Here is a 17,385-nt window from a genome sequence, read left to right on the forward strand (position 1 = left end):
GTGTAGGGGATCGCCGTGTTGATGCCGCGCGCATCGAGATCGCGCCCATGTGCCATCCAGGCGTCGAAGTCCTCGCGGCCATGGCCGGGGGCGGTGTGGACGAAGCCGGTGCCGGTGTCGTCGGTGACGTGGTCGCCGGGCAGGAGTGGCACGACGAATTCATAGCCGCCGGCAAGACCCTTCAGGGGATGGGCGCATTCGATTGCGTCCATGGTGTCGGCGGGGACGTCGCGCAGCTTTTCGAAGGCGGTGACACGCGCCTGCTTGAACACCTCGTCGGCGAGCGCGTCGGCAAGGATCAGGAGGTCGCCGTTCCTGGCCCAGTTGTCCGCCGGTGCGTCCGTCACCTTGTAGAGGCCATAGGCGATCTTCGGCGAGAACGAGATGGCGCGGTTGCCCGGCAGGGTCCAGGGCGTGGTCGTCCAGATCACGACGCTTGCGGAGGCGAGCGCGCCGTGCGCGGGCGAGGTCACCGGGAATTTCACCCAGACCATGTCGGAGGTGTAGTCCTCGTACTCGACCTCGGCTTCGGCCAGCGCGGTCTTCTCGACCACGCTCCACATCACCGGCTTGGAGCCGCGGTAGAGCGTGCCGTTGGCGGCGAACTTCATCAGTTCGCGCGCGATCTGGGCTTCCGCCGGGAAGCTCATGGTGGCGTAGGGGTGGTCCCAGTCGCCGATCACGCCGAGACGCTTGAACTCCTCGCGCTGCACGCCGAGCCAATGGGTGGCATAGGCGCGGCACTCTTTCCGGAAATCGATCATCGCCGCACTGTCGCGGAAGTCGGGCTTCTGCTTGCCCTTCTTGCGATAGTGCTCCTCCTCGACCTTCCACTCGATCGGCAGGCCGTGGCAGTCCCAGCCCGGCACGTAGTTGGAATCGAAGCCGAGCATCTGCTGGCTCTTGGTGACGAGATCCTTGAGGATCTTGTTCAGCGAAGTGCCGATGTGGATGTTGCCGTTGGCGTAGGGCGGGCCGTCATGCAGCACGAACTTGTCGCGGCCCTTGGCGCCCGCGCGCAGCTTCTCGTAGAGGCCGATCTCGTACCAGCGCTTGAGGATCTCCGGCTCGCGCTGCGGCAGGCCGGCGCGCATCGGGAAGTCCGTCTGCGGCAGGAACAGGGTTTTCGAATAGTCTTTGACTTCGGACTTTTGGGACTTTTGCGGCTTTTCGGACATGAGGCTGACTGGCTCGGAAGGGCGCGGGAAAACGGATGGCGATGCGGAATCGCGGGGTGAAACGACGAAATCCCGGTCTTGCGCCGAGCCAAAGGCTCAGGCGGAAGCCGGGCCGCTAATCCCTATGATGCGCCGCGCAAACATGGGCTCTCCATAGCAGGGGGCTAAGGGAAGCGCAAAGGTCCGGCTTGGCCGGTTTTCGGCCTCAATCGACGACGCCAAGCCGCGGAAATGCGTCCGGGGCGGCGGCCAGCATGGCGCGGGCGCGGGCGGAATCGTCGTCCATCTGGCGGATCAGGGCCTCGATGCCGTCGAATTTCAGTTCCTCGCGGATGAAGCCGACGAAGGCGCAGTCGAGTACCTGCCCGTAGAGGTCGCCCTTGAAGTCGAACAGGAAGATTTCCAGGAGAGGGGCGCCATTGTCGAAGGTCGGGCGGCGGCCGAAGCTGGCCACCCCGTCCAGGCGCTCGGCGCCGCGGCCGACCCGCACCGCATAGATGCCGTGCTTGAGGCCGCAATTGGCGTCGAGGCGGATGTTGGCGGTGGGGTAGCCGAGGTCGCGGCCGCGCTTCTCGCCGTGGATCACCTCGCCGGTGATGAACCAGGGGGCGCCGAGCATGGTGGTGGCTTCGTCAAGCTGGCCTTCGGCGAGCGCAATACGGATGGCGCTGGAGGAGACCGGCCGTTCGTCGAAATCGACATGCGGCTGCACGTCGACCTCGATGCCGAGCCGGGGCGCCTCGTTGACCAGCAGGCTCGGCGAGCCGACCCGTCCCTTGCCGAAATGGAAGTCATAGCCGACCGCGATTGCGCTGACGCCGAGACGCCCGATCAGGTCATGGTGAATGAAATCTTGCGCGCTGGTGCCGGCTCTTGCCTTGTCGAAGGTCATGACCACGGCGCCGGAGAGCCCGGTCCCGGCCAGAAGCCGCAGCTTGGCCCGCTCGTCCGTCAGGCGGAATTGCGGGGTGTTGGGGCTGAAAAATCGCCGTGGGTGCGGCTCGAAGGTCAACGCCAGCGCAGGGCGGCCATGCGCCCGGCCCATCTCCAGGGCCGCTGCGATCACTGCGCGATGGCCGAGATGAACCCCGTCGAAATTGCCCATGGCGACCACGGCACCCCGGGGAATAGCGGAATCCGGCGTGGTGTCGCGGATAACGGTAAAATGCGGGGCCATCAGGGGAATTCTCGAGCCGGGCGGGACCGGCCGGGACCGTGGCTTGACCCGCCCGGCGAAGTCAAGCGGGGGAGGCGGCGGCATTGAACACGATTTCAATTCTTCGGGGGCCGCCCCAGTTAACGGGCTGTTTAACGCCTTGATGCTAGTCCTTGAAGCAGTGGAACTGCACGGGCCTCCGGCCTGGCAGCTTCAATCGTAATATTCCTGGGTTTGCGTTGGGGGAGTCGAGATGGCGGTTGATTTGTCGATGCCGGTTCTGGTGGTGGATGACTACAGCACCATGATCCGTATCATCAGGAATCTGCTGAAGCAGCTTGGCTTCGAGAACATCGACGATGCCAGCGACGGTTCGGCGGCGCTGAACAAGATGCGCGGCAAGAAGTACGGCCTCGTGATCTCCGACTGGAACATGGAGCCGATGACGGGCTACGACCTCCTGCGCGAAGTGCGCGCGGATCCGAACCTCGCCACCACGCCTTTCATCATGATCACGGCGGAATCGAAGACCGAGAACGTGATCGCGGCCAAGAAGGCCGGCGTGAACAACTACATCGTCAAGCCGTTCAACGCGGCGACGCTGAAGACCAAGATCGAGGCGGTCTTCCCGGACATGGCGAGCGCGTAAGGCGCGCGCTAAAGCTTTCAGCTGAATTCGAAGGCCCGGGCTTTTGTCCCGGGCTTTCTGCGTTGGGAGTGTCATTCCGGGGCGCCCGAAGGGCGAACTATGGTGCGCAATTGCGCACCTGAGAATCTCGAGATTCCGGGTTCGATGCTCCGCATCGCCCCGGAATGACGATCAGATCACTACCACTTCAATTCGCGCATCAGCGCCTTCGGCGGGTGGCCGAACAATTCCATCACGGACGCCGGGTCGAGCTGGTCGAGACCTTCGAACTCCTCGGCATGGATGCCGCGGGTGACGAACAGGCAGTCGATGCCGAATTCGCGCGCGCCGGTGAGGTCGGTGYGGACGGAATCGCCGATCGCCAGCACGCGTCTGCGGTCGATCTGATGGCCCTGGCGTTCGCCGGCGAGCGCCATCGCGCGCTCGTAGATCGGCCGGTGCGGCTTGCCGTAGAAGATCACCTCGCCGCCGAGCTCGCGATAGAGCTCGGCGATCGCGCCGGCGCAATAGATCAGCCGGTCGCCGCGTTCCACCACGATGTCCGGGTTGGCGCAGACCAGCGTCAGCTTGCGCTCGCGCGCCTTCAGCATCATGCCGCGATAGTCTTCCGCCGTCTCGGTCTCGTCGTCATAGAGGCCGGTGCAGACGATGTAGTCGGCCTGTTCCAGCGGCGCGGTCACCGCATCGAGGCCACGATAGATCGAGTTGTCGCGCTCGGGGCCCAGCCAGAACATCTTGCGGCCGGGATGTTCGGCAACATAGAGCCGGGTCAGGTCGCCCGACGAGACGATCGCGTCATAGGTCTCGTCAGCGACGCCGAGCTTGCGCAATTGCCGCTGCACGGAGTCGGCGGGGCGTGGGGCATTGGTGATCAGGATCACCGTGCCGCCGCGGCTGCGATAGGTGTGCAGCGCCTCGCAGGCTTCGGGGAAAGATTCGAGGCCATTGTGGACCACGCCCCAGATGTCGCTGAGCACGACGTCCACATCGCCCACGAGCTCGCGCAGGCTTTCGGCGAAATGCAGCGTAGTCATGATGCGCGCGACCGATCAGATCCGGCGCGYGAGCGCCGCGTTGCCGGTGATGCGTTGTGCCGGAGGTGCGGCTGACGTCGCGCCTTGGCTGAGTGGAGCGGAGCCATTGGATCCCTGAATATCCTGCGCCTGGTTCGGCGAGGCCCCGCCGGTAGCAGATGCCCCCTCCGGCCGCAATGGCCGGGGCGGCGCGAACAGGAACCCCTGGCCGAACCGAACGTCATAGTCGAGCAAATCGACCACGGCGCGCTCGCCTTCGATCCGCTCGGCGATCAGGTCGATGCCGAAACGGCCGAGCAGGTCGGAGAGGTCGGACGGGTGGATGTCGGAGGTCGAGGCCTGCCTCGGGTCGAGCAACAGCGTGGCCGGAACCTTGATGAAGCGCACGCCGCGGTCGGCGAGTTCGCGCGGCTCGATGCGCAGATCCGTGACATGGTCGATCGAGAAGCGGAAGCCGCGCTGGGCGAGCGCGGCGAGGTTCTCGGACTCGGCCGGGCCGAGATTGCGGAAGGTCGACTGCTTGAACTCCAGCACCAGCGACGGCGCCAGCGCCCGGTTGGCTTCGAGGAAGTCGAGGCATTGCGCGAAGGTGGTCGAATTGCCGAGCGTGGAGGCCGCGACGTTGCAGAACACGCCGACGTCCTTGTTGCGGACCATCAGGCGGCGCAGCACCTGCACACAGCGCAGCATCACCATGTTGTCGATGCGCCCGATCAGGCCCGAGGCCTCCGCGATGCTGATGAACTCCTCGGCGGCGATCAACTGGTCGCGCTCGTCGCGGACGCGTGTCACCGCCTCGTAGAACCGCACCTTGCGCTGCGGCAGCGTCACCATCGGCTGGAGGAAGATGTCGATGCGGTTCTCGTCGATCGCGTTGCGGAGCGTCGCCAGCAATTGGGTCTGGTTGCGTCCGTTGGCGGTCTGAACCGGATGGGCGGTTTGGGCCTGAACTGCCGGTGCCGGCCGCGCTGGGGGAGGCGGGGGAGCCGCGGGAAGCAGTGGCGGCGCCACCGGCCGCTCCCCGAGCGGCGCGATCAGGTCGATCGGCGCTTCCAGGTCCGGCCTCGCGGCCGGAGCCGCCGCAGCTGCAGGCGCGGCGCCAGCCAGCAGGTCCTCATGGGTGGACACGGTGGAAGCAAGCTGCCTGACCAGCCCGCCGAGCTCGTTGATCTCGCCGACCACCGACTGGATGCGGTCGGAATTGGTCGAATTGGACGAGGCGATGCGCCCTTCCATCGCAGCTAACCGGCGGCCGAATTCGGCCACCTGGCGGGCGAGGTCGGCGGTGCCGCGCGAGAGGTCGGCGATCTGGCCGCCGACGTCGCTGCGGTCGCGCAGCCGCATCGACACCGCGTTGTAGAGGATCAGGAAGGTCAGCGCGGTCAGCGCCACGATCGCGGATTCGGTTCCGCTGATGCCGGCGACCGCGTAGAGCACAAGCCCGAGCGAGGCCGCGACCAGAACCATGCAGATGGCGATGAAGATCGTCGAAATGCGAATCATGCCGCGCGTTACGCCTCAAGAGCTGACTGCCTCACCCGGGAAAACACGGGTTACTGTGCGAACCCGTCACGCCTCATGCTCCCCCAAGCCGCATGACCCTAACATCATTGTTGATTCGAGGGGATAGTGGTCCGTTTGCCCTTCAAGTCAGGCCAGCCCGGCGAAAGCCTTCGAGGTAGTGCTCGCGGTCGGAGGCGAGTTTGATCGGCATGAATTCGGCGATCCAGGTCAGCGAAACGTTCGGCTGGGTTCGGTGGAGTTCCTTCAGGGCAACCCGGGCGGTCTCGGTTTGTCCGGCCATGCCGGCAGCGGCAACCAGCACCCGGTGCCCGCCGACGAAGTCGCTACGCTGGCGCAGGGACTCCTGTGCGAGCCGGATCGCTTCGGCGTAGTCGCTGCCGAGGAAGCGGGCGAAGGCGGCGATGCCGAAATAGACCGGCGCGTAGGGATCGCGCGGGCTGAGGCGGATCGCCCGGCGCGCGGCCTCGTCGGCATCCTGCCAGCGGCCGCAATAGCCCAGCGCCAAACCATAATAGCCCTGCGCCAGCGCAAAATTCGGATTGAGCCGGAGCGCGGTCTCGAACTCGGCGAGCGAGTCCTCGAACCGCCGCGCGAACAGATGGACATGGCCGAGCGCATTGTGGGCCCAGGCATCCTCATCGTCGGCGCGGATCGCGGCCCTCGCCGCGCGCTCGGCGAGGGGTATTGCCGTGGCCATCTCCATCCAGCCCATATGCGCCGTGAACATGTAGCTGGTGCCGAGCAGGCCGAGCGCCTTGCCGTAGTTCGGGTCGAGCGCGATGGCCTTCTCGAGCAGCGCCTGCGCCACGACATGATCCTGCCGCGTCACGCGCCAGTAGTGGGAAAGGGCGCGCATCACGAGATCCCAGGCGTCCAGGCTGTCGGGCGGCTTGCGCTGGGCGCGAAAGCTCTCCGCGGCGTAGAGCTGTGGCTCGATCGCGGCGACGATGGCTTCGGTGATCTCGTCCTGCACGGCGAAGACGTCGGCGAGCTCGCGGTCATAGCGCTCAGCCCAGAGATGACTGCCAGTGGCGACGTCGTTGAGCTGAGCGGTGATCCGGACGCGGTCGCCATCCTTGCGGACGCTGCCTTCCACGACATAGCGCACGCCGAGGTCTTCTGCGACCTGCCGCAGATGAACCGGGCGGCCCTTGTAGATGAAGGACGAGTTGCGCGCGATCACGAAGAACCAGCGCAGCTTCGACAGCGCGGTGATGATGTCCTCGCTGATGCCGTCGGAGAAATAGTCCTGCTCGACCTCGCCGCTCATGTTGGTGAAGGGCAGGACCGCGATGGCCGGACGATCTGGCAGCGGCAATGCCGTTGGTGGCGCGTTGGACGGTTGGGCCGGCGCCGCGGGCGTTGCGGCCGAGGAAAGTTCCGTGACATCGCCGACGAAGCGCACACCCTTGCGCGCGATGGTGCGGATCAGCCGCTGCTCCTCGCCATTGTCGTTGACCGCGCGCCGCGCTGCGTTGATCCGGCTGGTAAGGGTCGATTCCGAGACGACGCGGCCGTTCCAGACCGCATCGAGCAGATTGTCCCGCGTCACCACGCGCTCGCGGTTGCGGACGAGATAGAGCAGAAGATCGAAGACCTGGGGCTCGAGCGCGACGAGCGTCTCCATCCGCCGCAATTCGCGGCGTTCGGGATCGAGCACGAAATCCTCGAAATGAATTGTCAATCTGCCCTCGGCTCCCGTCCGGAAATCAAGGTACTCTCAGCGTAAAATAAGGCCGCTCTCAAGGCCAGCGAGCTGCATGCGCTCTATCGTCCCGGCGTGTTCAACCGCAGGAGATTTGCCATGTCGACATCCGCAGCGCTCAAGCCGGCGCCAGCCCAACCCGATCTCGCTGCCGTCAAGCAGCGCCAGCACGGCGCCTGGTCGTCCGGCGACTATGCCGTCGTCGGCACCACCTTGCAGATCGTCGGCGAACAGCTTTGCGAGGCGCTGGATCTTCGCGCCGGCAGCAAAGTGCTGGACGTCGCTGCGGGCAACGGCAATGCGACGCTGGCGGCGGCCCGGCGCTGGTGTGACGTCACATCGACCGACTACGTTCCGGCGCTGCTCAAGCGCGGCCGCGAGCGCGCGGCAGCCGATCATCTGATGGTCGAATTCCGCGAGGCGGACGCCGAAGCGCTGCCGTTTGCCGATGGCAGCTACGACGTCGTCGTCTCGACCTTTGGTGTGATGTTCACGCCGGACCAGGACAAGGCTGCTGCCGAACTCGCACGGGTCTGCAAATCGGGCGGCAAGATCGGCCTCGCCAACTGGACGCCGCAAGGCTTCATCGGTCAGCTCTTCAAGACCATCGGCGGGCATGTGGCGCCGCCGGCCGGCGTGAAGTCGCCGGCATTGTGGGGCACACCGGCCCGCCTCAAGGAGATGTTTGGAGACCAGGCGTCGGAGATCACCGCCGAGCCGCGCATGTTCGTGTTCCGCTATCGCTCGCCGGAGCACTGGCTCGAAATCTTCAAGTCGTATTACGGGCCGATGCTCAAAGCCTTCGCCGTACTCGACGAGTCCGGTCAGGCTGCGCTGCGGCGCGACCTCATCACGCTGCTCGGCGAGTTCAACCGTGCCGACGACGGCACGGTCGTCGTGCACAGCGAATATCTGGAAGCCGTCATCACCAAGCGCTGATGCGGCTTGAGGTCAGGCCGGCGTTCGGCCTGACCTCAACATCAGGCCGGGGCGGCGGCGCCGACCGTGTCGGCCGAGACCGCCTCGCGGCTGCCGAGCGGCTTGGGCTCCCCGGTGGTCGTGTCGCGCAGGGTCTGCCGTTCGATCTCCGAGTTCAGCTCGGCGCCGAACATGACGACGATCGCGGACATCCACATCCACATCATCAGGCCGATCGCCGCGCCGAGCGAGCCGTAGGTGGCGTTGTAATTGGCGAACTCGGACAGATACCAGGACAACAAGGCTGAGCCGGCAATCCAGAGCAGGGCGGCCGTCACCGCGCCGAGGCTCAGCCATTGCCAGCGCGGCGCGTCGCGGCTGGGTGCGAAGCGGTAGAGGATGGCAAGCGCCACGAGCAGGATGAGGAACAGGAGCGGCCATCGTGCCAGCGCCACGATCAACTTGCTTTCGGGCGCCATGCCGAGGTGATTGAGCGCCAGCGGGAAGGCGACGACGGYACCCACCATCAGCAGCAGTGCGGCGATGCCGCCGACCGTGAAGGCCAGCGACACCGAGTTCAGCCGGATGAAGCTGCGCTTCTCGCGCTCCTCATAGGCGACGTTGAGGGCGTCGAAGATCGATTTGACGCCGGCATTGGCGCTCCAGATCGCAAGCAGGAGGCCGAGCAGGAAGGTGGCGCCAAGCGTCGTATTGCCCTTCGACACCACGCGCCCGACCTGGTCCTCGACGATCTGGAATGAGCCCTCGGGCAGCATCGTCGCGAGGGTCTGGAGATTGGCGCTGATCGTGGCGGGGTCGGCGAACAGCCCATAGGACGAGACGAGCGCGGTGACGGCCGGAAAGATCGAGAGCAGCCCGAAGAACACGACGCCGCCGGCGGTCGCGAGCAAGCGATCGTCGTCGATGCGCTGATAGGTGCGCCAGAAGATATCCTTCCAGCCGGCCCAGGGGATCGCGAAGGGGCTTCTGGAACGGCGCCCGCGGCCGGGCTGCGTCGCGGCACGGGTTACGCTCGTTTCCGGAGAGCTTGCTTCGTTGTTGCGGTGGTCTTGCGGAGGCCCCGGCCGGATCACGCCGGGGTTCTGGAAGTAGCGTTCGGCGGTCAGCACGAAGACGACGGTGGCGGCGACCAGCAGCCAGGAGTCGAGCTGCCCTGAGCGCCGCGCCGCCATCTCACGCGTCCAACCTGTGCCCGTGCCGTCTTCGACGCGCGGCCGTGAAGCCCAGCAGCCCGACGGCTGCGAGCATCAGACCCAGTTGCACGGGACGGTTGGCGCGCACGGGCCGGGTTTTGCCGCCATGGCGGCGTTCGCCGGGCGCGAGCGGTGCCAGGGGAATCGTCGTCGCGACCTCTTTCACTGCCTGCTTGACCGTTCCACGCGGAATCCGCGGGGTGGCGATCGCAACGCGCAGGCGGCTGGCCAACGGCACGATCGGCTTGTCCCGACGCTTCATCTGAGCCAGAGCCGCGCCGGCGCAGCACGCAGCCAGGACCAGCAGGACCGCGCCGACGGCACCAAAGCCCCAGAATTGTCCGTAGGTGATTGCGATCCAGCGGTACAAGGCAACCAGACCGACAAAGAAGGCCGCGATCAGGAACAGCCCGGCCACGGCGAACAGGCCGGCCGCGACCGCATAGGACGTCGCCCGTCCCGTGGCCTGGCTGGTGCGGTCACGCAAGTAAGACCGGGTGGCGCGCTTGAGATGGTTGAGTTTCAGCGCCATGCCGGCGCGCAGCAATTCGCCCGATGGCGCGAGCATGCGGACATCCTCCGAGAGCGAGACATTCGTCGGGGATGAACGTGACGGGATTTGACTTGTTCCGCGCGGGGCGTCGCCGCGGTGACCGATCAGCCGAGATCGGCGGCCGCGATCCAGAACACCTCGCCTTCGGAGTCTTCGGTGTCGAGCCAGAGCAGCGGCAGCTCCGGAAAGGCCTCGTCGACCAATTCGCGGCCGCGGCCGATTTCGCAGATCAACCCGCCATCCGGCGTCAGGTGATCGGGGGCGTCGCGCAGGATCCGGCGCACCACGTCGAGACCGTCGGCGCCGCCGTCGAAGGCGAGCTTCGGCTCGGCCTGGCATTCCGGCGGCAATGCCGCCATGCCTTCCGCATCGACGTAAGGCGGATTGGTGATGATGAGGTCGTATCTGTTGTCGCCGAGCGGGGCGAACAGGTCGCCGCGATGGAGCGTGACCCGCTCATCGAGCCCGTGCTCCCCGACATTGCGCGCGGCGACTTCGAGCGCGCCCCTGGAGATGTCGACGGCATCGACCGTTGCATTCGGGAAGTGATACGCGGCGAGGATGGCAAGGCATGCCGATCCCGTGCAGAGGTCGAGCACGCGCTCGACGGCCGTGGGGTCGTCGATCAGCGAACCGGCCTCGCCGTCGCCGCCGAAATGCGAATCCAGGAGCTCGCCGATGAAGGAGCGCGGGACGATAACGCGCTCGTCGACATAGAAGGGCAGGCCGCGCAGGTAGATCTTGTTGACGAGATAGGCGGCCGGTTTGCGCGTGGTCACGCGCTTATGGATGAGATCGAGGATGGTCTTGCCTTCCGCAGCCGTGACGCGCGCGTGGGCAAAGGCCTCGAACTGGTCCGGATGCAGATGCAGGGCCTCGCAGACCAGGAAGGCCGCTTCCGCCACCGGATCGGTCGTTCCGTGCGCGAAGGCGAGCTTGGCCTCATTGAAGCGGCTCACGGCATAGCGGACGAAGTCGATGAGCGTGACAAGCTCGCCGCGGCCGACCTTCGCAAGTTTGGGCGCGGCGCGGCCGCGCGCGGTCTTTTTGGAAGCTCTTGCCATCAGGATTTCGTCCAGCGCGCGGCGGCCTCGTCGTCACGGGCGTGGGCTTCGACCCAGCCGGTGCCGGTGGCGCTCTCTTCCTTCTTCCAGAACGGCGCGCTGGTCTTGAGATAGTCCATCAGGAACTCGGCTGCCTGGAACGCCGCCTGACGATGCTGCGATGCGGTCAGCACCAGCACGATGTTCTGGCCGGGCATGAACCGGCCGACGCGGTGGATGACCGTGACGCCGTTGAGCGGCCAGCGCGTGGTCGCCTCCTCGACATGACGCTTGATCTCTTCCTCGGCCATGCCGGGGTAATGTTCGAGCGTCAACGCGGCGATCTTCGCGCTGTCCTCGTCGCCGCGGCAGATGCCGGAGAAGCTGACGACCGCACCGATGTCGGTCCGGCTCCTGGTCAGGAGCGCGATCTCGCGCGCAATGTCGAAATCGTCTTCCTGGATACGGATGGTGACGGGGCCGGTGGTCGCAGGGGAAGTCATGGGCCTAGCCGCCGGTCATCGGCGGGAAGAACGCGATCTCGCGGGCGCCCGCGATCGCGGCGTCCGACTTGACGTGGGCGTGGTCGATCGCGGCGCGGATGACCTTCGGCTTTTCGAACGCATAGGCATAGGCCTCGCTCCGGCCGGACAGCCAGGCGATGAGCTCTTCCACGGTGCGCACGGTCGCTGGCGGCTCGATGGTCTCCTCGGCCTTGCCGACGCGTTCGCGCACCCAGGCAAAATACTTCACCTTCATACCTCATCCTCCTTGATGAGGTGATGGATGCCGGAGCGGAAATAATCGTAGCCGGTGTACATGGTGAGGATCGCCGAGGCCCACAGCAGCAACAGGCCGATCTGGGTCACGACAGGCACGACCTGGTCGCCGGCCTCGCCCGCGAGCAGGAAACCGATGGCGACGAGCTGGACCGTGGTCTTCCACTTGGCAAGCTTGGTGACGGGCACGCTGACGCGCAGCGCGGCGAGATATTCGCGCAGGCCCGAGACCAGGATCTCGCGGCACAGGATCACGATGGCGGCCCACAGCGACCAGCCATGGATGATACCGTCGGCGGCCAGCATCAGCAGGCAGGAGGCGACCAGCAGCTTGTCGGCGATCGGATCGAGCATCCGGCCGAACGCCGATTGCTGATTCCAGATCCGCGCGTAGTAGCCGTCGAGGTAATCGGTGACTGCTGCCGCGATGAAAATGGCGACCGCGACCCAGCGCAGCCACAGCGGCTGATCCAGAATCGACTGCGCATAGATGCACCCGACCACGACCGGGATCGCGGCGATCCGGCCATAGGTCAGGATGTTCGGGAGGGACATCGCGCGGCTGGTCGTCCCTCGTGTCGTGGCGATGTTCATCCGTCCTACCAATACCGCTGTGGCCCGAAGGTCAACCGTTCCGCTCCTCAAATGGGGTGCGAGATGCGACGACCATATGACCACGGCCCCCTTTAGTTCACCCCGGCTGGGGATGGAAATACTCGAAAATCCTGCGGGCGCTTTCGGCGCTCACCCCCGGAACCTTGCCGAGATCGGCGATCGAGGCCCGTTCGATCTCCTTCAGGGTTCCGAAATGATGCAGCAAGGCACGTTTGCGTGACGGGCCGATGCCCGGAATCTCCTGCAAACCGGCCTCGCGGATGTCCTTCTTGCGCAGCTTGCGATGCGAGCCGATGACGAAGCGGTGGGCCTCGTCGCGCAGGCGCTGGATGAAATAGAGCACGGGGTCGCGCGGCTCGAGCTTGATCGCCTCGCGTTCCGGCATGAACAGGGTCTCGCGGCCGGCATCCCGGTCCGGCCCCTTGGCGACCGACATCAGCGACACCTGGGTCAGGCCGAGATTCGCAAAGATCTCGCGGACGGCATTGAGCTGGCCGCGGCCGCCGTCGATGATCACGAGGTCGGGCCATTGCGGAAAATCGTCGTCCTTGACCTTGGCGCCCTCCTCGGGCGGGTTGATGAGACGCTTGAAGCGGCGCTCCAGCACCTCGCGCATCATGCCGTAGTCGTCGCCGGGCGTGAGCCCTTCCGACTTGATGTTGAACTTGCGGTACTGATTCTTCACGAAGCCGTCCGGGCCGGCGACGATCATGGCGCCGACCGCATTGGTGCCCTGGATGTGGCTGTTGTCGTAGACCTCGATGCGCTTGGGGGCATGCGGCAGGCTCAGCGTCGTCGCCATGGCGTCGAGCAGGCGGCCCTGCGTCGCGGTGTCCGCGAGCTTCCGGCCCAGCGCCTCGCGCGCATTGGTCAGCGCGTGGGCGACGAGTTCCTTCTTCTCGCCGCGCTTCGGCGCGGCGACCTCGATCTTGTGCCCAGCCTTGATCGAGAGCGCGTTGGCAAGCAGCTCGCTCTCCTCGATCTCATGCGAAAGCAGGATGTTCTTCGGCGGCGGCTTGTCGTCGTAGAACTGGGCGAGGAAGGAGCCGAGCACTTCTTCGGGCGTAAAGGTCTTCTCCGCCCGCGGGAAATAGGCGCGGTTGCCCCAGTTCTGGCCGGTGCGGAAGAAGAACACCTCGACGCAGGAGAAGCCGCCCTCCTGGTGGATGGCGAACACGTCGGCCTCTTCCACCGTGCGCGGATTGATGCCCTGCTGCGACTGGATCGCCGACAGTGCGGCAAGGCGGTCGCGGTAGAGTGCCGCGCTCTCGAATTCGAGCTCGTTGGCCGCCTTCTCCATCTCGCCGGCGAGCTCCTGCTTCACCGCATGGCTCTTGCCGGAGAGGAAGTCGGTCGCTTCGCGCACCAGCGTCGTATAGCCGGGGAAATCGATCTCGCGGGTGCAGGGACCGGCGCAGCGGCGGATCTGGTAGAGCAGGCAGGGCCGGGTGCGGCTCTCGAAGAAAGAATCGGTGCAGGAGCGGATCAGGAACGCGCGCTGCAGCGCCGTGATGGTGCGGTTGACGGCGCCGGCGGAAGCGAACGGGCCGAAATAGCGTCCGGGGCGGGTCTGCGCGCCCCGATGTTTCAGGATCTGCGGCGCCCAATGGTCGCCGGTGATCAGGATATAGGGAAACGACTTGTCGTCGCGCAGCTGCACGTTGAAGCGCGGCCGCAGCTGCTTGATGAGGTTGGCTTCCAGCAGCAGCGCTTCGGTCTCGGTGTTGGTCGAGACGATCTCCACGGTCACGGTGGCGGCGATCATGCGCAGGATGCGCGCCGGCTGTGGCGCACTCTGGCGCGCGTAGTTGGAGAGGCGTTTTTTGACGTTCTTGGCCTTGCCGACATAGAGCACGTCGGCATTCGCATTGAGCATGCGATAGACGCCCGGCGAGGTCGGCGCGAGCCGGACGGCGCGCTCGATCGCCTCATGGCCGCTCGCCAGCGGCTCTTCGCCGACCGCGCCGCTCTCTTCCAGGATATCGGGCAGCAGAGCATCGTCCTCGTCGTCGCCGCCTGTGGTGGCGGGATCGAGGTCAGGCGGTGCCGGCTCCTGGGACGGGGCGTCCGGTGCCATGCCGCGCCTGGATTTGCGCGCGCGGGCGTCGTCCGGATTGTCGGTGGAATCGTGAACCATGGGGCGAATTTAGGCGCTGGGGATACCGATTTGAAGTTCCGGCCATGCTGCACGCACAGGATGGCGGCCGCGGTTCCCGGTAACGCTTCCTTAAGTCTGTTAAGCGCGCGGTAACGGGTCTTAACAGCCCTTTAACTTAAAACTCTCGATAAATCTTACGCGAAAAGGTCTTGGTTCCGTAACCATGCGACGTGGCCCGGCGCGGCGGCGCGGGCATCGCACCGGTTTACGGCGGTTGCGTTGGAGTGTGTGATGAAGAGGCTCGTTGTGGGCGCGGCCGTGTTGGTTGCCGCCGGCTGGACAGCTTCGGCAGAGGCCGCCGATCTCAATTACGGGCAGCGTGCGCCCTATACCGTCAATCAGCCGCTCAATGCCTATAGCTGGGCCGGTCCGTATCTCGGTGCCAATCTCGGCTATGAGTGGGGGTCGGTGAGTAACTCACCCGTAAAGCCCTCCGGCTTCGTTGGCGGTGTGCAGGCCGGCTATAATTTCCAGAACGGTCCATGGGTGTTCGGCGTCGAGGGCGATATCCAGGCCGCCGGCGCTGATGACACCTTCGCGCCGTGGAAGTTCTCCAATCCGTGGTTCGGCACTCTGCGCGGCCGTGCCGGCTATGCCTTCAGCAACGTGCTGGTCTACGGCACCGCCGGCCTCGCCTTCGGCGAGCTGCGTGCGCAGACCTTCGGCTGGACCGAGTCGCACACCAGCGCCGGCTGGACCATCGGTGCCGGTGCGGAAGTGGGCTTCGCGCCCAACTGGACCGCCAAGCTCGAATATCTCTACATCGATCTGTCGACGAGCCAGTTCGCAATCACAGGCGTGTCAAACGGCTATAGCGCCAGCGTTGTGCGTGCAGGCGTGAACTATCACTTCTGAAAGCCAACTAAGAAAATACCGGACAATAACCTCCCGGCCGCTCGCGGCCGGGACTTTTTTTGCGCCAGGTTTTTTGAGTCAGGCCCGCTAGGAAAGGATGACCAAATTGACCGCCTTCGGTCCCTTCCCCTTCTTGTCCGGTTCGACTTCGAAAGTAATACGCTGTCCTTCGGCAAGGTCCTTCAGTCCCGCTCGCTCCACAGCAGTGATGTGAACGAAGACATCGCGACCGCCGTCATCCGGCTTGATAAAGCCGTAGCCGCGCTCGCCGTTGAAGAACTTGACCGTTCCCGTCATGGCCATCGGGAAACTCCCCCTCATTGCTCCTCCGTCGCGACGCAGACTCACGTCACGACATGACCGGGCCGTACGGAGCCCGGGAGCTGGCCATCCTTGGGCGGACCTTTCGGTCCGGCCGGATCTTTATTAGGCCTTCACTCCGCCGCAACCATTCGCGGAAGCGGAACGCAAAGCCAGTCACCGAAATAGCATAATACGGTTCTTTGCAGATTGACTACGGCTCCTGCATATTTTTCCCAAGAATGCCGGAGTGTTACGGCCTCGGCACCTCTAATCGGAATCTGGCAGCGCCGCCCTGGCCGAGCGGCATTTCGAGCTCGGGCAGGATCGTCTTGAGCTCGCCGTGCAGCGTGTAAGGGGGATTGACGATCAGCAGTCCGGTGGAGGTGAGGGCTGCGCCGTCAAGTTGCGGCGCGGCGCTGAATTCGAGGCGCAGGCATTTGCCCGGCGGCTTTGCTGCGGCTGCGAGCCGCGCCACGAGTTGCGCCAGCGTGTCGGTGGCGCGCCGGCTCTTGGCCGGATACCAGATTACATAGATACCGGTTGGCCATTTTGCGAAAGCCTCCGAGAAGGCTTCGCCCAGCCGCTCGAACTCGTTCTTTGCCTCGAACGGCGGGTCGATCAGCACCAGCCCGCGCCGTTCCTTCGGCGGCACGAAGGCCGGCAGCGCCACCCAGCCGTCGAGATCGACCACGCGGGCCTGCTCGTCGCGGCGCAGCACGTCGATCAGCGCCTTGCGCGCCTTCGGCTCGAGCTCGCAGGCGACGAGGCGATCCTGCGGCCTGAGCAGGCCGCGCGCGATCAGCGGCGAACCCGGATAGGTCTTGAGCTCGCCCTTCGGATTGAAGGCGCGGACGATGTCGAGATAAGGCTTCGTCAGCGCGGCGGTCTCGTTCGACAGGCGCGCCTGCATCAGCCGCGCGATGCCGGTCAGCCATTCGCCGCCGCGCCGCGCCTCGTCGCTTTCGAGATCGTACAGGCCGGCGCCGGCATGGGTGTCGATGACGCGGAACGCCCCCGGCTTGTCCTGCAAGTAAGTGAGGATGCGCGCCAGCACGATGTGCTTGATGACATCGGCGAAGTTGCCGGCATGGAAGGCGTGACGGTAGTTCATGCAAGAGCACTACGCCACGTCACGGCCTGAGCAAAGAGGCACTAATGCGTGTCCCGGACGCGGTGCGGCGTGTAACGCTGCGCCGCTGAGCCGGGACCCAGCTTCTTCGTTCGTGATGGGCCCCGGATCAGCGGTGCACCACGCCGCGTTTCGCGGCGCATTGCACCGCATCCGGGGCACGAGAGCCGGTCTACCCACCCCTGATCGGCGGCATCGTCACCTGGTCGCGGCGGCAGGCGCGGCGGTCGATCTCCTCGCACGCGCGGAATTGCAGGTCCTTGCTGAGGCAGATGCGGACCTCGGAAAGCCGCGTCCGGTTGCAGGTCACCGAGACGGCGGCGCTGCCGAGGCCCGGATTGGCCTTGATGAAGGCCTCCTCGACCTCCGCCGGCGCCACGGTCTTGGCCTGCGACAGGTCGAGATACTCGGCCGGAATCTTGATCGCGGCGCGCGCTTTCCGGATCGTCTCGAAATAGCTGCGGTCGGCGAGCCCCGAGCAGGTGCCGTGCTTGTCCCATTCGTTGAAGATCAGGCCCGGCGCGGGCATCAGGTCGAGCATCGAGGAGACGATGCTGCGGTTCAGCCGCTGT

Annotated in this window: 18 protein-coding genes; 3 read left to right on the plus strand and 15 right to left on the minus strand. The window is 65.6% G+C overall.

Annotated elements, in window-relative coordinates; translation table 11 throughout:
• Both AC1D00_RS03305 and AC1D00_RS03310 read right to left on the minus strand, forming a co-directional pair.
• Positions 1 to 1,178 (minus strand): class I tRNA ligase family protein (locus AC1D00_RS03305; RefSeq protein ID WP_477009652.1); only part of this gene is annotated, 1,178 nt, incomplete at its 3' end.
• A 205-nt stretch (positions 1,179 to 1,383) separates the two neighbouring features.
• Positions 1,384 to 2,355, minus strand: coding sequence for a bifunctional riboflavin kinase/FAD synthetase (locus AC1D00_RS03310; protein WP_477009653.1), 972 nt, complete (start codon positions 2,353 to 2,355; stop codon positions 1,384 to 1,386).
• A 232-nt stretch (positions 2,356 to 2,587) separates the two neighbouring features.
• Between AC1D00_RS03310 and AC1D00_RS03315 the strand changes: the two genes are divergently transcribed.
• Positions 2,588 to 2,983, plus strand: coding sequence for a response regulator (locus tag AC1D00_RS03315; RefSeq protein WP_008567674.1), 396 nt, complete (start codon positions 2,588 to 2,590; stop codon positions 2,981 to 2,983).
• A 179-nt stretch (positions 2,984 to 3,162) separates the two neighbouring features.
• On the opposite strand, the gene AC1D00_RS03320 is transcribed toward AC1D00_RS03315, so the two are convergent.
• The 3 genes from AC1D00_RS03320 to AC1D00_RS03330 form a co-directional block, all read right to left on the minus strand.
• Complete coding sequence (locus AC1D00_RS03320; RefSeq protein WP_477009654.1) at positions 3,163 to 4,017, minus strand: TIGR01459 family HAD-type hydrolase; 855 nt, start codon at positions 4,015 to 4,017, stop codon at positions 3,163 to 3,165.
• Positions 4,018 to 4,032: 15 nt separating this feature from the next.
• Positions 4,033 to 5,520 (minus strand): EAL domain-containing protein, encoded by a 1,488-nt coding sequence (locus AC1D00_RS03325; RefSeq protein ID WP_477009655.1) that lies wholly within the window; start codon positions 5,518 to 5,520, stop codon positions 4,033 to 4,035.
• A gap of 142 nt (positions 5,521 to 5,662) precedes the next feature.
• Positions 5,663 to 7,168, minus strand: a complete 1,506-nt coding sequence (locus AC1D00_RS03330; protein ID WP_477009662.1) for a winged helix-turn-helix domain-containing tetratricopeptide repeat protein — start codon at positions 7,166 to 7,168, stop codon at positions 5,663 to 5,665.
• A gap of 177 nt (positions 7,169 to 7,345) precedes the next feature.
• Here AC1D00_RS03330 and AC1D00_RS03335 point away from each other — a divergent pair, with 177 nt between their 5' ends.
• On the plus strand, positions 7,346 to 8,185 hold the full coding sequence (locus AC1D00_RS03335; protein ID WP_404552776.1) for a class I SAM-dependent methyltransferase: 840 nt from the start codon (positions 7,346 to 7,348) through the stop codon (positions 8,183 to 8,185).
• 41 nt (positions 8,186 to 8,226) lie between these two features.
• Here AC1D00_RS03335 and AC1D00_RS03340 read toward each other — a convergent pair whose 3' ends face one another.
• The 7 genes from AC1D00_RS03340 to uvrC form a co-directional block, all read right to left on the minus strand.
• Positions 8,227 to 9,357: a YihY/virulence factor BrkB family protein gene (locus AC1D00_RS03340; protein WP_477009656.1), complete on the minus strand. Its 1,131-nt coding sequence runs from the start codon at positions 9,355 to 9,357 to the stop codon at positions 8,227 to 8,229.
• Position 9,358: 1 nt separating this feature from the next.
• Positions 9,359 to 9,946: a phage holin family protein gene (locus AC1D00_RS03345; RefSeq protein ID WP_477009657.1), complete on the minus strand. Its 588-nt coding sequence runs from the start codon at positions 9,944 to 9,946 to the stop codon at positions 9,359 to 9,361.
• 89 nt (positions 9,947 to 10,035) lie between these two features.
• Positions 10,036 to 10,995 (minus strand): 50S ribosomal protein L3 N(5)-glutamine methyltransferase, encoded by a 960-nt coding sequence (gene prmB / locus AC1D00_RS03350; protein WP_477009658.1) that lies wholly within the window; start codon positions 10,993 to 10,995, stop codon positions 10,036 to 10,038.
• Entirely contained in the window at positions 10,995 to 11,477 is a 483-nt protein-coding gene (locus AC1D00_RS03355) for a molybdenum cofactor biosynthesis protein MoaE (RefSeq protein WP_404552783.1), read from the minus strand. Before AC1D00_RS03355 ends, prmB begins: the two co-directional genes overlap by 1 nt.
• A gap of 4 nt (positions 11,478 to 11,481) precedes the next feature.
• Positions 11,482 to 11,733: a molybdopterin converting factor subunit 1 gene (gene moaD, locus AC1D00_RS03360; RefSeq protein ID WP_011090205.1), complete on the minus strand. Its 252-nt coding sequence runs from the start codon at positions 11,731 to 11,733 to the stop codon at positions 11,482 to 11,484.
• Positions 11,730 to 12,347: a CDP-diacylglycerol--glycerol-3-phosphate 3-phosphatidyltransferase gene (gene pgsA / locus AC1D00_RS03365; RefSeq protein ID WP_011090204.1), complete on the minus strand. Its 618-nt coding sequence runs from the start codon at positions 12,345 to 12,347 to the stop codon at positions 11,730 to 11,732. The genes moaD and pgsA overlap by 4 nt, the downstream gene beginning before the upstream one ends.
• Positions 12,348 to 12,444: 97 nt before the next feature.
• Complete coding sequence (gene uvrC, locus AC1D00_RS03370; RefSeq protein ID WP_477009659.1) at positions 12,445 to 14,505, minus strand: excinuclease ABC subunit UvrC; 2,061 nt, start codon at positions 14,503 to 14,505, stop codon at positions 12,445 to 12,447.
• A gap of 252 nt (positions 14,506 to 14,757) precedes the next feature.
• Between uvrC and AC1D00_RS03375 the strand changes: the two genes are divergently transcribed.
• Positions 14,758 to 15,381 carry an outer membrane protein gene (locus tag AC1D00_RS03375; protein WP_167771140.1) on the plus strand — a complete coding sequence of 208 codons (624 nt, stop codon included), beginning with the start codon at positions 14,758 to 14,760 and terminating at the stop codon, positions 15,379 to 15,381.
• An 87-nt stretch (positions 15,382 to 15,468) separates the two neighbouring features.
• Here AC1D00_RS03375 and AC1D00_RS03380 read toward each other — a convergent pair whose 3' ends face one another.
• The 3 genes from AC1D00_RS03380 to AC1D00_RS03390 all read right to left on the minus strand — a co-directional run.
• Positions 15,469 to 15,684: a cold-shock protein gene (locus tag AC1D00_RS03380; RefSeq protein WP_008544396.1), complete on the minus strand. Its 216-nt coding sequence runs from the start codon at positions 15,682 to 15,684 to the stop codon at positions 15,469 to 15,471.
• 250 nt (positions 15,685 to 15,934) lie between these two features.
• Positions 15,935 to 16,795, minus strand: coding sequence for a 23S rRNA (adenine(2030)-N(6))-methyltransferase RlmJ (locus AC1D00_RS03385; protein ID WP_477009660.1), 861 nt, complete (start codon positions 16,793 to 16,795; stop codon positions 15,935 to 15,937).
• Between the two features lie 190 nt (positions 16,796 to 16,985).
• Positions 16,986 to 17,385 (minus strand): ribonuclease T2 family protein (locus AC1D00_RS03390; RefSeq protein ID WP_477009661.1); only part of this gene is annotated, 400 nt, incomplete at its 5' end.

Source organism: Bradyrhizobium sp. P2_E8, assembly GCF_056403875.1.

Bases quoted from the DNA above. Each gene is read 5' to 3' on its own strand.
- pgsA (WP_011090204.1), bottom strand. From the start codon at position 12,347: ATGAACATCGCCACGACACGAGGGACGACCAGCCGCGCGATGTCCCTC.
- uvrC (WP_477009659.1), bottom strand. From the start codon at position 14,505: ATGGTTCACGATTCCACCGACAATCCGGACGACGCCCGCGCGCGCAAA.
- AC1D00_RS03375 (WP_167771140.1), top strand. From the start codon at position 14,758: ATGAAGAGGCTCGTTGTGGGCGCGGCCGTGTTGGTTGCCGCCGGCTGG.
- AC1D00_RS03335 (WP_404552776.1), top strand. From the start codon at position 7,346: ATGTCGACATCCGCAGCGCTCAAGCCGGCGCCAGCCCAACCCGATCTC.
- AC1D00_RS03355 (WP_404552783.1), bottom strand. From the start codon at position 11,477: ATGACTTCCCCTGCGACCACCGGCCCCGTCACCATCCGTATCCAGGAA.
- AC1D00_RS03380 (WP_008544396.1), bottom strand. From the start codon at position 15,684: ATGGCCATGACGGGAACGGTCAAGTTCTTCAACGGCGAGCGCGGCTAC.
- AC1D00_RS03345 (WP_477009657.1), bottom strand. From the start codon at position 9,946: ATGCTCGCGCCATCGGGCGAATTGCTGCGCGCCGGCATGGCGCTGAAA.
- prmB (WP_477009658.1), bottom strand. From the start codon at position 10,995: ATGGCAAGAGCTTCCAAAAAGACCGCGCGCGGCCGCGCCGCGCCCAAA.
- AC1D00_RS03385 (WP_477009660.1), bottom strand. From the start codon at position 16,795: ATGAACTACCGTCACGCCTTCCATGCCGGCAACTTCGCCGATGTCATC.
- moaD (WP_011090205.1), bottom strand. From the start codon at position 11,733: ATGAAGGTGAAGTATTTTGCCTGGGTGCGCGAACGCGTCGGCAAGGCC.
- AC1D00_RS03310 (WP_477009653.1), bottom strand. From the start codon at position 2,355: ATGGCCCCGCATTTTACCGTTATCCGCGACACCACGCCGGATTCCGCT.
- AC1D00_RS03315 (WP_008567674.1), top strand. From the start codon at position 2,588: ATGGCGGTTGATTTGTCGATGCCGGTTCTGGTGGTGGATGACTACAGC.
- AC1D00_RS03330 (WP_477009662.1), bottom strand. From the start codon at position 7,168: ATGGAGACGCTCGTCGCGCTCGAGCCCCAGGTCTTCGATCTTCTGCTC.